The 15,773-nt window shown below is 32.4% G+C and carries 17 protein-coding genes and 1 riboswitch; of the genes, 8 read left to right on the top strand and 9 right to left on the bottom strand.

The features are described from left to right. Nucleotides 1–75: 75 nt before the first annotated feature. On the top strand, nt 76–510 hold the full coding sequence (gene hypR, locus J5E45_RS04480) for a redox-sensitive transcriptional regulator HypR (protein WP_069792953.1): 435 nt from the start codon (nt 76–78) through the stop codon (nt 508–510). Beyond that, entirely contained in the window at nt 497–1,819 is a 1,323-nt protein-coding gene (merA, locus tag J5E45_RS04475) for a hypothiocyanous acid reductase MerA (RefSeq protein WP_208181671.1), read from the top strand. Before hypR ends, merA begins: the two co-directional genes overlap by 14 nt. A gap of 416 nt (nt 1,820–2,235) precedes the next feature. Here merA and J5E45_RS04470 read toward each other — a convergent pair whose 3' ends face one another. Next, complete coding sequence (locus J5E45_RS04470) at nt 2,236–2,415, bottom strand: hypothetical protein (protein WP_039069241.1); 180 nt, start codon at nt 2,413–2,415, stop codon at nt 2,236–2,238. Between the two features lie 243 nt (nt 2,416–2,658). Here J5E45_RS04470 and J5E45_RS04465 point away from each other — a divergent pair, with 243 nt between their 5' ends. Beyond that, a complete protein-coding gene (locus J5E45_RS04465; RefSeq protein WP_119584985.1) occupies nt 2,659–3,078 on the top strand; it encodes a GNAT family N-acetyltransferase in 420 nt (139 codons plus the stop codon). A 41-nt stretch (nt 3,079–3,119) separates the two neighbouring features. On the opposite strand, the gene J5E45_RS04460 is transcribed toward J5E45_RS04465, so the two are convergent. After that, entirely contained in the window at nt 3,120–3,344 is a 225-nt protein-coding gene (locus tag J5E45_RS04460) for a hypothetical protein (RefSeq protein WP_039069243.1), read from the bottom strand. A gap of 288 nt (nt 3,345–3,632) precedes the next feature. Continuing rightward, nucleotides 3,633–3,731, top strand: a riboswitch (guanidine-I (ykkC/yxkD leader). Between the two features lie 51 nt (nt 3,732–3,782). On the opposite strand from J5E45_RS04460, the gene J5E45_RS04455 reads away from it, so the two are divergent. From J5E45_RS04455 to J5E45_RS04440, 4 genes are all read left to right on the top strand, one after another. Next, complete coding sequence (locus tag J5E45_RS04455) at nt 3,783–4,109, top strand: DMT family transporter (protein ID WP_039069244.1); 327 nt, start codon at nt 3,783–3,785, stop codon at nt 4,107–4,109. Then, nucleotides 4,109–4,423, top strand: a complete 315-nt coding sequence (locus tag J5E45_RS04450; RefSeq protein WP_039069245.1) for a DMT family transporter — start codon at nt 4,109–4,111, stop codon at nt 4,421–4,423. Before J5E45_RS04455 ends, J5E45_RS04450 begins: the two co-directional genes overlap by 1 nt. Before the next feature lie 504 nt (nt 4,424–4,927). Beyond that, nucleotides 4,928–5,554, top strand: coding sequence for a LysE family translocator (locus J5E45_RS04445; RefSeq protein ID WP_039069247.1), 627 nt, complete (start codon nt 4,928–4,930; stop codon nt 5,552–5,554). Nucleotides 5,555–5,866: 312 nt separating this feature from the next. After that, nucleotides 5,867–7,207: a PepSY-associated TM helix domain-containing protein gene (locus J5E45_RS04440; protein WP_069792950.1), complete on the top strand. Its 1,341-nt coding sequence runs from the start codon at nt 5,867–5,869 to the stop codon at nt 7,205–7,207. A gap of 118 nt (nt 7,208–7,325) precedes the next feature. Here J5E45_RS04440 and J5E45_RS04435 read toward each other — a convergent pair whose 3' ends face one another. Together J5E45_RS04435 and J5E45_RS04430 are read right to left on the bottom strand one after the other, a co-directional pair. Beyond that, nucleotides 7,326–7,661, bottom strand: coding sequence for a DUF4889 domain-containing protein (locus J5E45_RS04435; RefSeq protein ID WP_039069249.1), 336 nt, complete (start codon nt 7,659–7,661; stop codon nt 7,326–7,328). A 155-nt stretch (nt 7,662–7,816) separates the two neighbouring features. Then, nucleotides 7,817–8,182, bottom strand: a complete 366-nt coding sequence (locus J5E45_RS04430) for a DUF4870 domain-containing protein (protein WP_101050976.1) — start codon at nt 8,180–8,182, stop codon at nt 7,817–7,819. Between the two features lie 123 nt (nt 8,183–8,305). Between J5E45_RS04430 and J5E45_RS04425 the strand changes: the two genes are divergently transcribed. Continuing rightward, the gene (locus J5E45_RS04425) at nt 8,306–8,884 is read left to right on the top strand and encodes a histidine phosphatase family protein (RefSeq protein WP_208181669.1); all 579 of its coding nucleotides are present in this window, start codon (nt 8,306–8,308) and stop codon (nt 8,882–8,884) included. Between the two features lie 40 nt (nt 8,885–8,924). On the opposite strand, the gene J5E45_RS04420 is transcribed toward J5E45_RS04425, so the two are convergent. The 5 genes from J5E45_RS04420 to J5E45_RS04400 form a co-directional block, all read right to left on the bottom strand. Continuing rightward, nucleotides 8,925–9,140 carry a hypothetical protein gene (locus J5E45_RS04420; protein ID WP_017723360.1) on the bottom strand — a complete coding sequence of 72 codons (216 nt, stop codon included), beginning with the start codon at nt 9,138–9,140 and terminating at the stop codon, nt 8,925–8,927. A 307-nt stretch (nt 9,141–9,447) separates the two neighbouring features. Continuing rightward, on the bottom strand, nt 9,448–10,068 hold the full coding sequence (locus tag J5E45_RS04415) for an NDxxF motif lipoprotein (RefSeq protein ID WP_208181668.1): 621 nt from the start codon (nt 10,066–10,068) through the stop codon (nt 9,448–9,450). Between the two features lie 648 nt (nt 10,069–10,716). Beyond that, the gene (ahpF, locus tag J5E45_RS04410; RefSeq protein ID WP_039069254.1) at nt 10,717–12,240 is read right to left on the bottom strand and encodes an alkyl hydroperoxide reductase subunit F; all 1,524 of its coding nucleotides are present in this window, start codon (nt 12,238–12,240) and stop codon (nt 10,717–10,719) included. Nucleotides 12,241–12,256: 16 nt separating this feature from the next. After that, a complete protein-coding gene (ahpC, locus tag J5E45_RS04405) occupies nt 12,257–12,826 on the bottom strand; it encodes an alkyl hydroperoxide reductase subunit C (RefSeq protein WP_069792947.1) in 570 nt (189 codons plus the stop codon). Between the two features lie 920 nt (nt 12,827–13,746). Next, nucleotides 13,747–15,738 (bottom strand): catalase, encoded by a 1,992-nt coding sequence (locus tag J5E45_RS04400; protein ID WP_208181666.1) that lies wholly within the window; start codon nt 15,736–15,738, stop codon nt 13,747–13,749. Nucleotides 15,739–15,773: the final 35 nt, after the last annotated feature.

The raw sequence follows: 15,773 nt of genomic DNA, 5'->3' as shown, positions 1-15,773 counted from the left end.
AGCAAATAACTTTGTTGTTAAAGTGGGATTAGTTATAATGTAATTATTAAAGTTACAATTAAAAAGGTGATGATTATGAATTTAGAGTTTAATATCGCGGTGCATCTCTTAACCTTTTTAGTGAAACACCCAGATGAACGGTATTCAAGTGGTGAATTAGCGGAACGTATTTGTGTCAACCCGGTACAATTACGTCGCGTTACTAGAAAGTTAAATGAACAGCAATATTTGGACGCCAGTCGTGGTAAGTTTGGAGGTTACCAATCAAATCAATCAACGAATGACGTAAATCTTGCAGATTTATTTGTATTATTCAATGAAGAAAAATCAGAAGGTAGACTATTTACTGGGGATGAAGGCAGTGATTGTGAAATTTCCAGGGAAATAGGCCAAACGATGTTTCAATTTCACCAAAGAGAGCAAGACTTATTAGTAGCATATTATAAAAATATTACGATAAAAGACGTATTAAAAGACGTATTAAAGGAGGATTCTCATGAAACAGTTTGATTTAATTATTGTAGGATTTGGTAAAGGTGGAAAAACACTAGCGAAATTTGCTGCTGCACAAGGTCAAAAAGTAGCAGTTATTGAAAAATCTAAAAAGATGTACGGTGGTACTTGTATCAATATAGGATGTATTCCATCTAAAACATTAGTACATGAAGGAATAGAGCATGGTTCATTTGAACCAGCATTTTCAAGAAAAACAGATGTTGTAAACGCATTAAATAACAAGAATTATCATAACTTAGCAGACGATGACAATATAGAAGTATTAGATTATACTGCTAAATTTAAATCTAATCATGAATTAAATTTATTGAATGAGCAAGATGAAGTTATGGAAACTATTACTTCAGAACAAATCGTCATCAATACAGGAGCGAAATCTGTCATTCCACCAATTGAAGGTATAGAGTCATCACAGCATTTATACGATTCAGAAGGTATTATGAATTTAAAATCCCAGCCTAATCATCTAGTAATTATTGGTGGTGGATATATCGCATTAGAATTTGCCGCTATGTTTGCGAATTTCGGAACAAAAGTAACTGTATTAGAGCGTAGCAATGATATTATGACTAAGGAAGATAAAGATATTGTCGCTGAAGTGAAAAAAGATTTAGCAGACAAAAATGTAAATATCGTCTTAAATGCAGATACAAAGAAATTTGAAGATACAGAGAACGGTACAATTGTGCATACATCGAATGGGGAGTATACAGCAGATGCTGTATTGATAGCGACAGGTCGTAAACCTAATACTGATTTAGACCTTCAAAATACTGATGTAAAAATTGGTGAGCATGGAGAAATTAAAGTGAATGAATATCTACAAACAACTGCATCTAATATTTATGCTTTAGGTGATGTTAAAGGCGGCATGCAATTCACATATATTTCATTGGATGACTTTAGAATTGTAAAAGAGCAATTGTTTGGAGAGGGTCAACGTTCTACGGAAAATCGTGGCGCCGTACCTTATACAGTATTTATAGATCCGCCATTAGCACGTGTAGGATTAACAGGTGAACAAGCGAAAGAACAAGGATATAATGTGATAGAAAATGCTATACCTGTTAATACTATCCCTAGACATAAAATAAACAATGATTCTAGAGGATTGTTCAAGGCAGTGGTTAATAAAAATAATGAAGAAATTTTAGGTGCAACTCTATACGGTTTACAATCAGAAGAAATTATAAATTTAATTAAGTTAGCAATAGATCAAAAATTATCTTATAAAGTATTAAAAGAAAACATATACACACACCCTACAATGGTAGAATCGTTTAATGATTTATTTAATATGTAGTAGCTAAAAGATATATTTGAACTACAACATAGATATAAGAGAGCTGACCTAATGGGTTGGCTCAGACTGTGTTGGTAGTTTTTGTGCATACTTTCCGCTGGCACTATCTTAGCCTATAGTCTTCGGCTGATGCTTTTCCCGCAGGAGTCGGCCCAAATCACTGCCAATATTATACTGAAAAGATTATAATATATAAATTAAACAGTGGTAGTGTTTATTATGTTGAATAAATCAATTGATAAAAGAGTCAATTTTTGTCTGAAAGATCCATGCTATTTTGAAAAATATATATAAATAAACCTTAGGTGAATTATCATCTAAGGTTTTTCTGCGTTCTGAAAGCTAATCTAATGGGTTAGCTTTCTATATATTTTTGACATACATGTTAAGCCTTTTAGCGGGACTATTTTAAATTGTTATGAAACTATCACTCTAATGATTTGTCCTACGAAATAGAAAGCACCAACAATAATACATACAATCCCAATACTAATATAACTTTGTTTTTTAGAAACACCTTCTTTTTTAGAAGTGCGTTTATTCAAAATGAGTAACACAATACCAACTATAATAAGAACAATTGAAGCTATCCACATGATGTGTCCCTCCTTGTTTTTATATTTATTAAAATCTCTTTATTATATATTTACCCACCAATTACTAAGTATTAACCTTATCATTCAAACCAATTTTTTAAGAGTAGTAAACTAAATATTTGAATTGAAATATTAAATATAAATTAGTCGTGTTAAAATGATAATAAGTAACTAACAGTATCGAAATTAGATCGTAATATAGATTAGATAAATATGCGGTGAATTTGATTGGATGGTGTAGAAGTGAATATTAATTATGAATATGGACTAGACATAAAAGATGTAGACGAACTTATTCAAATATATCATGATAACGGTTGGACAGGTCACGATCAAGAAAAAGTTATTACGATTTTTAATACAGCAACACATGTGATTATTGCAAAATACCAGGGGAAAGTTGTTGGATTTGCAAGAGCGATGTCGGATGGCGTTTTTAACGCAGCAATTTATGATGTAATGGTAAACATTGCACATCAAAAACAAGGTATCGGCCAAGAAATCATACGAAAAATGTTGACGTATTTAGGGGAGTTATATTGTGTTCATCTAATCGCTACTACAGGGTATGAAAGTTTTTATAGGCAGTTAGGTTTCAAAAAGTTAAAAACAGGTATGGCAATATATACTAACGAAAAATTAAAAGATGAGTATACTGATTAGTAATTAACAGTTATACTCATCTTTTTGGTGTGTATTCTAGATTATAAAATATTGTGACTCACGTCCTCATAAGAATAGTTTTTAAGTAAAGAACAGCCTAGTGGGTGTTGTCCATTGTCTACATAATCATTAATTTCTTCGAGAACATCTAAAATTTCATATTCAGGTGTTGTAACGTCAAATGTGTATTTGAATATTTGTTTCTTGTCTGATAAAACTGTGGCAATGAGTTCGTCATTGTGCATCTTATAATTAAGAAGTTGCATAAAAATCCCTCGCTTTTTTAAATTTTTAAATCTAGTAACAAAGTAGAGTAATTGAGAATAAATGTCAGTAACTTCACCCTAGATTATAATTGTTATTATTTAATACTTATTATACATTAAAATAAGTAAAATGTAGAGGGTTTAAGCTTAGAAAATCATAAAAATTTAGTGAAAAATATATGAAAACGTGTGCTTAAGCGTTTTCTAAATTATAATGATTTTAATTAGAGTATTTGGAGATTAATAGTTGAAAAATATGATGTAATTTGATACGATTTACTGAATTAAATAAATGCTTTCTAGGGTTCCGCAATAATATGATTTGGTCTGGTCCGAGAGAAAGCCACATTTTTATATGTGACACGGAAGGATAAAAGCCTGGGAGATAGTAGTTAACACTATCTCCCAGGCTTTTTATTTTTAAAGGAGGATTTTATTATGAATTGGTTGAAAATAATTATTGCTTCAATATTTGAGGTTGGATGGGTCATTGGTTTAACGCATGCTTCATCAGTATTTGAATGGATTTTAACTATCATTGCTATATTTTTAAGCTTTTACCTGCTTATTGAAGCATCTAAAGTATTGCCGGTAGGAACATCTTATGCAGTATTTGTTGGACTTGGTACGACCGGTGTGACATTATTTGATTTTCTATTTTTTGGACAACCATTTAATTTAGGGAAAATTATTTTAATAATAACACTATTATTAGGTGTAATTAGTTTGAAATTAGTGACAACAAGTGATGGGGGGCGTTCATAATGGCTTGGATTTTATTAATTATTGCAGGTGTTTTTGAAATGTTAGGTATTACGTTTTTGAATGCTTATGTGCATAGTCGTAAATGGAGTTCGCTTGGATGGATGATAGCTTTCTTTGCAGTGAGTTTCTTATCGTTATCCATAGCAATGAACCAGTTGCCTATGAGTACGGCTTACGCTGTATGGACTGGCATAGGTGCAGTCGGAGGGGCCATTTTAGGTATGCTATTTTATAAAGAGTCAACTGATATAAAAAGAATTATCTGTATTATAGTCATACTAGGCAGTACGATTGGTTTGAAATTAATAAGTTAATGTTTATTTTATTAATAAATATTAAGAAGGTATGTAATACTCTTATTGACTAATGTTAGTGTTTAATGTGTTTGATGTGCTTTGGAAGGTCAGAATAAAACTTCCAGCTAAGTAAATATGCGATAGTTTTTTCTAGACAAAGTATAAAAAGATCGAAAAATAAAGATTAGCGTATTCTCGATTAATTGAGTTATTGCGGCTCGTTGTCAAAGCGGACTGATACAACAATCAGTCCGCTTTAGTATAGAGCTAGATTTTATGCATATATCCTTATATTAAGAGAGATAAGGATTTTAAAAATAAAAAATAGACGACACATGAGTGTCGCCTTAAGAGTAATATGTTCATGAATATAAAAGACTAGTAGTCGGTTTCCAACTACATTTTTAATATATCATAGTTAAGACTATATATTCAATAAAAAGACGGTTAAAATATGAGATTATTCATGTTGCAGACACATATTGTAATTGATACCATAAAGCATGAAGGTGGGTGTTTGATATGGAAGGACTTGCAGCTTTTATTACGATTACTTTAATGATTATTATTGTACCTGGTCCAGACTTTTTCGTAGTAATGAAAAATTCGATTACTTCTGGGAAAGGCAATGGTGCTATGGCTGCTTTAGGTATTACATCTGGCCATGTACTGTATTCATTATTAGCGGTATTCGGTATCATATTTATTTTGGCAAATATGTACTATATTTTTATGACTATTAAAATATTAGGTGCATTCTATCTGATTTATTTAGGAATCAGAAGTATTATTAGCGCACGTCAGGGTATGAACTTTTCTACTTCACATATGAAGGCTCGAAAAATTAGTTATTTGAGTTCTTATAGACAAGGTTTGTTAAGCACGATATTAAACCCTAAAGCATTACTTTATTACATAAGTATTTTACCTCAATTTTTAACTGCTGGGGAAGGCGTAACGTCCCAGATTGCAATATTGTCAGCAATTGTTACTACCGTTATTCTGTTGTGGTTTATATTTTGTGTCTATATTTTCCAATATATTAAATTATTGTTCGCTAATAGAACAGTAAAAGCGGTTTTTGATTATACAGTGGGTGCAATATTGATTGGTTTATCGCTTAATTTATTGTTCAGTAAAAGTAGTTAAGTATTAAATTATAGAGAATTTATTCTCTAGAGGTTGATGCAAATGGCAACATGTTATGTTGGCAAATATCAAGACACATATACAAAATTAGGAGCGGAAATGTAAAGTCAAATCACAAAATTTGGTTTCAATTCCGTTCCTTTTTTAATGGTTAAAATTAAACACATTATAGAACATAAGGTGTTAGTATAATGCAATTAACTTGAAAACAGATTAACCAATTAAATGCAATTTTTTATAAAATATTCACAAATTATCTACATAATAATTTTGTTATTTATTTATAATATTAGAGGAGAAGGGGGAAAAAATTTGAAAAATATATTTAATCCATTACAAAGATTGCATTTTTATGCTGCGCTATTTATAACACCGTTATTAATTACGTTAACTATTTCGGGCATTGGTTATCTCTTTTTTCAAGAAGTAGAAAATAATATATATAAAACAGAGTTTTTCGGGGATAGTTCCGTTAAAACACATCAAACACTAAATGAAGCTGTAGATGAAGTAGAAGATAAGTTTGACGGCTTTTACATCAGTAAAGTAAGTATGATGGATGACCCATATAATAATCGTATTACATTAGATGATATGGCTGGAAATCAGCGGTATGTATTTTTAGACCAAAATAATCAAATAGTAGCAGATCAAAATGCTAAACATACATACTCAAATGTAGTAAGAAATATACATAGTTCATTATTCACAGAAAACACGTTTATAAATTATCTTGTAGAATTAACTGCGTGTTGGACAATTTTTATGATTCTTTCTGGGACTTATATGCTTATTAAGAAAAAGCTAATCTCAAATAAAAATAAAAAATTAAGGTTCCAAAAATGGCATGGTATTTTAGGTGTAGTTATAGCAATACCAGTATTTGTATTGGTGCTTACTGGTTTGCCATGGTCTGGATATATGGGAGCTAAGATTGCAAATGTGATGGACAATTCTGGCGAATTAGGACAATCAGAATTGGCTATTAATCCTCCGAAATCGGATGTAAATGAAATACCATGGGCAACACGTGAAAATAAACAACCTGCTTCAGAAGGTCATGCTGCTCACCATGGTGGCGGCGAAATGCCGAGAACAGATATTAAAAATCAAATTTCGATTGATAGAGTAGCTACTGAAGCTAAAAAGAACGGTATAGATAAACCATATTCTATTGTCTATCCATCTAATGAATCAGCTGCTTTTACAGTTTCTAATGGCAGTAATACAGGTGTCACAGGGTTAGATGTTTCACCTTATGACGAGCAAACGTTATATATAGATCAATATAATGGGAATGATTTAGGTAAGGTGAAGTATGAAGAATATGGCATTATTGGCAAATGGTTTACATGGGGCATACCATTACATGAAGGTCATCTTTTTGGCGTAGCTAATAAAGTGATTAATTTACTTGTATGTATCGCTTTACTGACAGCAATTGGACTAGGATTAACATCATGGATTAAAAAAATGAGAGGTAGTAATGTGAAGCTGCCACCAAGAGTTAAAAAACCAATGTCAATTCCATTGGTTATCGTGCTTATCGTACTGGGAATTCTGATGCCGTTATTTGGTTTCTCATTGATTATTGTATTTATTATCGAAGCTTTATTATATTATAAAGATCGAAAAAATAAACAGAAGAAATAAAGACATAGTTAAGGGGTGTGACACAAAATCAAATTTTTAAATTTGATTCCGTGTTACACCCCGTTTTTTAAAGCGAATTAATAAGTCTTGCTTTATTGAAATACACGTTTTGATAAAATTAGTGATTCATATCCATTTCATGGATTTTCATCATTAATCCGTGTGGGATATCATCATGTTTTACTACTTCTTTTTTGTAGAATGATTCACCATCATCTTTAGATACTAATTTTACAAAATCACCTTTTTTAGGTTTGAAATCATCATCATGCTCAAGTTTGACATCTTTCGTTACTATGCCATCTTTTTCGCTGACAACTTTTTCTGCAGTGGTACTTTCAGACATATAGCCATAATAAGTATCTTTTTGACCAGAAAATAGCATGAATATCGTGAAAGCTAAACCAATAATAACTAAAATACTAATTAAAGAAATTGTTAATTTTTTACTCATATTCTCAGTCTCCTTTAACTCTAAGCATAAAAGATATTACTGTCTAAGTATACAAAATTTTAAATTGTTTTGAACTTTGTCATAATTTAAATACGGCTCGATAAGTTAATGTACCTTTTAAGGTGTGTTTTAATCCTATACCAACTTAGTGTATATTATGGATTGTAAAGTGACGAATCTGAAATGAGTACTTTAATACCACGGTAAATATTTTTAAGCGTATACCAGATAGTTATGGTGAATAGTAGTATAACTAACGCGAGTGCTATTACACTTACAGTTGTATTTTGTGAATCAATTACGACACCGCCCATAGCAATACTAATGATTAAAAAGATAGGCCCAATATAAGTTATAATATGATAAATTAGTGATTTTGCTGCGTGTGTAGAAGTTGGTTTATCAGCAAATATCCAAATAATAATAGGCACGATGATAGGTGCAAAAAATATACTGAAATAACTAATTGAAGCAAGTATACGTTCGCTTTGTGTATTGTTTTGTGTAATTTGTTGGTTCATTGATATCACCTCAGATAGGATAATAACAATAAATAAGATAGAAATATAGTGCGGACGTTTAATATTACATTTTTGTTAGGTAGAATTGTAAAATAATGATTATAAAAGAGAAGAGGAAGACATATGAAAATATATTTAGTACGACATGGTGAATCGCAATCAAATTATGATAAAAAAGAAGGCAAAAACTACTTTTGTGGACAACTAGATGTTCCATTAACAGAGAAGGGGACACATTCTGCCCAGTTATTACAAAGCTATTTTAATAAAAAAGAAATAGACCATGTGTACCTATCAGATTTACTACGTACTAGACAAACGTATAATGCGATATTTGATAATAATATTCCTGCAACTGTGACATCTTCATTAAGAGAGCGTTCGCTTGGTGAGTTTGAAGGGGAAATGGTGGCCAAAGTTGAACAAAATCCTGAATACGCACAATATTTTAATGATGAGGATTATCTATCATTTCGCCATAGTTTTACTCAAAAAGCACCAGGCGGGGAAAGTTACGCTGACGTGTTACAACGTGTAACACATTTCTTTGAACATGAATTAGATAATAGTTTAGAAACTATTGTAATTGTAGCGCATCAAGTTGTGCTTCGTTGCTGCTTTGTCTATCTAAGATATGATACACAAGCGACAGTCATTGACCGCAAAATTGAAAATTGTATGCCATATGAATTAGAGAAATAAACACAAACAAAAACCTGAACTACGACTTTGTCAGTTCAGGTTAATATCTTTTAGCTGCTGTTAAGCTATCATGAAATCCTTGGAATATTGTATTGATATTGTCTAAAAAACTGCCGACAACAACGGCAAGTATAACGTAAGTTACACTAAGGGCGATTGTTTTAAATGAAACAACACCATATTTTTCTTTCTTCTCAAAGAGATTAAAAGCTATGAAGATAGCAGCCATTGCACCTATTAAAATAGTTAAAACCATAAGGTGTGCCTCCTTAGAAATTATTACTGAGTGGCTGTGCTTCTATTCATTTGTTTATTAACTTAAATTAATCTTAACAAATGTCACTTTGAGAAAAAAAGGGATATTGTGTTAAAAAACCTTACAATTAAGTAAGGTTTTTTACAGAAATAAGTCAGGGTAAGTGAAGGTTATGTATAAAAATGGCGTTCAAGCCTTTGGTATCAACAAATATTACCATGTAATCATATTGTAATTTAATAGAATAATTACAGCATAAACCTATAATTACATGGCTTTGACTTCAATCTATTAACAAGCGCTCTAGTTATTTATCAACAGCGTCAGATTCGATACCTTTATCTTTTAGGAACTTCTTGATTTTATCTTGCTGTTTTCCATTAACATCTCCAGCGTATTTGGTAGACACGTCCACAACGTTAAGTTCATTCTGTGGTTGGTAATCTAATTGTTCTATGTCTTCATCTGCATTTTTAATTGTAGTATTTAAAGCAGTAAAGTATTTGATAATACGGTCGACATTTTCTTGATAACCTTGTGGGAGTTTATTCTCTTCTACGAATTTCTTGAATCTTACATCATTTTTAACCGCATTATGTGATAAATCAGATAAACGTTCAGCCTGTTCATCAGTAATTTTTTTATCTGTACCAATTTGTTTGTCTATTTTATATTGAAGTAGATACTTATTATCAATAATGTCAGAGTTTACATCCAAATATTTTTTAATAGCTTTATTTACTTCTGCTTCACTTAAATTTTCACCTTTTTTATCTGAGCTAAAGATATCTTCTTCAGTAATTTTATTTACATTCTTAGGCGCATGTCGCTCGCTATGACTATTGTCATCTTCAGATTTATCGTTTGCACACGCTGCGAGTACAACAGTTAGCACTAATATTAACGATAATAATGTAATTTTTTTCATAAATTTTAATTGCTCCTTTAGTAATAATCGTACGAGTATAACAATACAGTATATGTTTAAACACGCTTTATAAAAATTATAACTTAAGCGTATCATGTAGAGCTATTGATTTGAATAAATGATTAAATGATAAACGCACAATCTTTTGAACAAAATGAGTAAACAATAAATTTATTATAAGAAAGTTATAAATATTCATTAGATTTTAACTTTGAATTGTTATAGAAGGTATCAATATAGCGACTTATAGTTCGCAATAAAATTTAGTTGTATTTATCTTTACAGCGATAAGGTTGAATAGATGAAAGAGCATAAGATAATAGGTTTGTCTGGAATCATACTTATGTTAAGTGTGAATAGGGCAAAGAGTGGGGCTTTAACAACTGGCTATATGCATAATAAAAGGCTGGGACAATTTTCATTGTCCCAGCCTTAATTATATATTGGAAATAGCTTAAATTCCCACTTCTTAATTTATTTAGTTTGTGGGTCTTTTGCATGAGCTCTGGTTAGTAAAGCCTTTTATCTCTATCAATACTACTCTTTTGGAATAGTCCTTTATTATATTTAAGTGGGGGACTAATCAAGAATCACATTTTAAAAAATGATTTCGTTAGCCATTCACATGATATAACTGTGATAGAGCAATTAATGTCTAATAATATAATCAAAGGCATTTAATGCAGCATTTGCCCCGGCGCCCATTGAGATAATAATTTGTTTATTACGATCATCAGTAACATCACCAGCTGCAAAAATACCAGGGATGCTTGTAGCGTTCTTACGATCGATTATAATCTCATTAGCTTCATTTAATTCAACATAATTATTAAGCCATTCAGTATTTGGTAATAGTCCGATTTGGACGAAAATACCTTCAAGTTCTAATGTGTGTTCTTCACCAAGAGATTTGTCTTGGTATTTAATACCAGTTACAGCATTTTCACCAAGTACTTCAGTTGTTTGTGCATTTTTAATAACAGTAACGTTAGGCAAGCTGTTCAAACGCTCTTGTAAAACATTGTCTGCTTTAAGGCTTGCGTTACGTTCTAATAATGTGACATGCTCAACAATACCCGCTAAATCAATTGCTGCTTCGACACCTGAGTTACCGCCACCGACTACGGCTACGTTTTTATTTTCAAATAAAGGTCCATCACAATGTGGACAGAATGCAACACCTTTGTTAATTAATGCCTCTTCGCCAGGTACTTCAAGCTTGCGCCAACGTGCACCTGTTGAAATGATAACTGTTTTACTCGTTAATTGTGCGCCATTTTCAAGAGAAACAACGATACCACTATCAGTTTTTTCAATTTCACTAGCGCGAATGCCTGTCATTACATCAATGTCATATTGCTTTATATGATCTTCTAGTGCAGAGGCAAATTTTGGGCCATCTGTTTCTTTAACAGTGACAAAGTTTTCAATGGTTGCTGTATCATTAACTTGTCCGCCAATACGATCAGCAACAATCCCTGTACGTAGGCCTTTACGTGCTGTATAAACAGCAGCGCTACCACTTGCAGGCCCACCGCCGACGATTAATACGTCATATGGATCTTTATCGTTGAATTCTGCTGGGTCTGCTTGACTACCTAAATTAGCAAGGATATCTTGAATTGTCATACGTCCATTACCAAATTCTTCACCGTCTAAGAAAATTGCAGGTACTGCCATGATATCTTCAGACTCTTCTCTGAAAATAGCGCCATCTACCATTGAATGCGTGATATTAGGGTTTAATAAACTCATTAAGTTTAATGCTTGAACGACATCAGGACATTTTTGACAAGTTAAACTAATATACGTTTCAAAGTGTAGTGGTTTATCTAGTGCTTTGATTTGATCTATCACGGCTTGTTCTTCTTTAGGTGCGCGCCCACTTACTTGCAATAATGCTAGTACAAGTGAATTGAATTCATGACCCATAGGCAAACCGGCAAAAGTAATGCCGGTTTCCTCTCCAGGTCTATTTACTGAGAAACTTGGTGTGCGTTTTAAGTCAGCTTCTTCTATAGTAATATGAGATGAGGCTGCAGAGACTTCATCTAATAACTCTTTAAGTTCTTTAGACTTGTCATCAGTACCAAGACTTGCTTTTAATACAACATCGCCTTCCATTAATTGAAGTAATTGTTGTAATTGTGATTTAAGCTGATCATTTAGCATTTAAATCAATGCCTCCTTAGATTTTACCTACTAAGTCAAGACCAGGTTGTAATGTTTCTGAACCTTCTTCCCATTTTGCTGGGCAAACTTCGCCTGGGTGTTGACGTACGTATTGTGCTGCTTTGATTTTGTGTACTAACGTGCTTGCGTCACGGCCGATACCGTCAGCATTTACTTCAGCTGCTTGAACAACGCCGTCAGGGTCAACGATGAAAGTACCACGTTGAGCAAGACCTAAATCTTCGTCTAATACATCAAAGTTGCGAGTGATTGTTTGAGATGGGTCACCAACCATTGTATATTGAATTTTATTAATCGCTTCTGAATGGTCATGCCAAGCTTTGTGTACAAAGTGTGTATCTGTTGATACTGAGTATACATTGACACCTAATTCTTGTAACTTGTCATATTGACCTTGTAAGTCTTCTAATTCAGTTGGGCAAACGAATGAGAAGTCTGCTGGGTAGAAACAAACTACACTCCAAGAACCTTTTAAAATTTCTTCTGAAACTTCTAAAAACTCATCCTTTTGTGGATCATAAGCGTTAGCTGTAAATGGTAAAACTTCTTTATTTATTAAAGACATAAAAACATCCTCCTATTTTTTGAACTGAATTTTAATTAGAATTATAAGGCTAAATTGTTACGATTTCTTAATTATAATAATTCTAATCTTCGTTTACTATTATTGCATTTCCCATTATTTTCGTCAACAAAGAAAGCTCACTAAGAAAAACAGTGGATTTTTGCGCTGTAATCGACGGTATAAGCATGTTTCAAGGTGAAAATTTACACCATGTAAATAGACGAGTTTTATTTTTAGAAAAACTGCCTATAGTATGGAAATAGCCTTTTTATTCTCAACTAAACTATGAAAATGAGAAAAAGTGTGTTTTAAATGAATATATATTTAGTGAGTATTGATTTGATAGGGCTAAATAGAATTATTACGAATTTATGAATATTTTATCTTTTGCGGAATTTGTAATTGAAAACTTACTATAAAATAAGACTTCCTTAAGACTGCTCCGATTAAATTTAATTGATTGTTAGATAAATGTTTTGATTATTCACCAAAGAATCATGGAAGAATAGTCCTTAATAACTTGTTCATCCCTTCATATGTTGATTGTTAGATTGTATTGAAACACGCACCCAATAAGTTTCTTTAATGTTATTTTTTAAGTTTTTATCCTCTTCGATTAGTTCAACTAAAGGGATATCGAATAAATAGCTCGTTATTATAATAGCAAAGTTTTCGTAGTGGATATTTTATGAAAATATGAAAGATGTACTGCATCTCTACGACGTCATTGATAATTAATTTAATAGGTATTTATCCAATATGTTAATTTATTAATGAAAAAGAACGAGAAAGAAATCAATTAGTAAAAATCTGATTTCCTTCTCGTCCCGTATTAATAGAACCCTCAGCAAATAATGTATGCATAATGCTTTGTTGGGCTTCTATATAAATTACTTAAATAACATTCGATATTCTATTTGTTATCTATCCCAATATCTTTTGCGTTCAAATGCTTGCACAATTGTTTGGGGATCATCTGAAACAAAAACGCCAGGAACTTCTAAATTTAATTTAGCGCCAGCTAAACCTTGTGATGCGGACTGATTTAAAACAATAGGTTTATTGTGTTTATACGTGAGTTCTGCGAATTCTTCAACAGGTGGAAGGATGTCGCTACCATCTGATAAAACAATCAAACTATCAAATAGTGTTGGATGAGCAGTATCAAATGTTTCCGTTATACCAAATTCTTCTGATATATCTTTAGGGTGCTGTCCAACAAACGCATAATTCAATTTGTTTTCTGTAAATGTTTTAGCGTAGGATTTCAACGTATTAGCACTGATATCGCCATTTACTGCTACTGCTACAGAGTGACCAGCTAATGGAATATCTAGCGTTTCCATTGATAATTTGCTGTCTTTTTCATCTGATTTTACTTCTTCATTTACTTCGGGTACTTCAACACCTACGTTTTTAGCTACACGCTCAGCTAAAGTACGGTCTACTTTATTTAATTGATTTACTGCGTTTTGCTTAACCATAATAGAATCACACATCCCTATTTCAAATGAGAAACCATCTACAGTGTGGTCAAATTCAGGTTGCGTTAAACTATTTAAATAAAGTTTAGCTTGGCTATAATAATCTTTAAAGCTTTCGCTACGTTTTTGGATTTTACGACCTTCGACTTTTTCTTGATAATGCTCATATCCGCCTTCTTCTTTAGGCGTCGTATGAGGATCATTGTTGTTAAGTGCATTTTTATGATAAGCCACTTGGCCTTTATTAATATTCATTTGATGCATGGCATCTCTTTGATTATTGTGCACTTCGTTAACTGGACGGTTAATTGGGATTTGATTAAAGTTTGGCCCACCTAATCTAGATATTTGAGTGTCGGTATATGAGAATAAACGACCTTGTAATAATGGGTCATTCGAAAAATCAATACCAGGTACAATATGACCAGGGTGGAAGGCAGCTTGTTCAGTTTCATCAAAAACGTTGGTTACATTTTGGTTCAATGTCATTTTACCAACAATTTTAACAGGTACCTGATCTTCTGGCCAAATTTTAGTCGGATCTAAAATATCAAAATCAAAATCAAATTCTTGTTCAGGACGAATGATTTGTAAACCTAATTCCCATTCTGGATAATCGCCTTTTTCAATAGATTCGTATAAATCTTTACGGTGAAAGTCTACATCTTTACCATGTAGCATTTGTGCTTCATCCCAAACTAGAGATTCTAAGCCTTGTAGCGGCTTCCAATGGAATTTAACAAAATATGATTCTCCTTCGCGATTAACGAGACGGAAAGTATGAATGCCAAATCCTTCAATTTGTCGGAAATTCTTAGGGATGCCCCGATCGCTCATTGCCCATACAGTTGTATGTGTTGATTCAGGATTTTGAGCGAAAAAATCGTAAAATGTATCATGGGCTGTGCCGCCTTGTGGCATTTCGTTGTGAGGTTCTGGTTTTACTGCGTGGATAAGGTCAGGGAATTTGATAGCGTCTTGAATAAAGAATACGGGAATGTCATTACCTACTAGGTCAAAAATACCTTCGTCTGTATAGAATTTAGTAGCAAAGCCTCTTACGTCTCTGACCGTGTCTGGTGAGCCTTTAGAACCTTGTACAGTTGAAAATCTAACAAAGACAGGTGTAGTTTTATCAGGGTTAGTTAAAAAGTCTGCTGAGGTATATTTAGATAAATCTTCATATACCTTAAATTCACCATGCGCGCCAAAACCTCTAGCATGCACAATACGTTCTGGTATGCGTTCGTGGTCGAAGTGCATGATTTTTTCTCTAAAATGAAAGTCTTCTAATAAACTGGGACCGCGTTCACCAACCGTTAAAGTATTTTCGTCTTCACTTACTTTAACACCGTTATTTGTAGTCATCGGTTTCTCATCATTGCTTTTTTCTACTTCATTTAATTGCTTTTGTTTTTTATTAACCAAATGAAACCCTCCTTAAATAAAACTTTCATAGTATG

The sequence above is a fragment of the Staphylococcus shinii genome, assembly GCF_017583065.1.
Taxonomy (GTDB): Bacteria; Bacillota; Bacilli; order Staphylococcales; family Staphylococcaceae; genus Staphylococcus; species Staphylococcus shinii.
The sequence above is the reverse complement of the archived record's forward strand: the minus strand, read 5'-3'. Positions and strand labels throughout refer to the sequence as shown.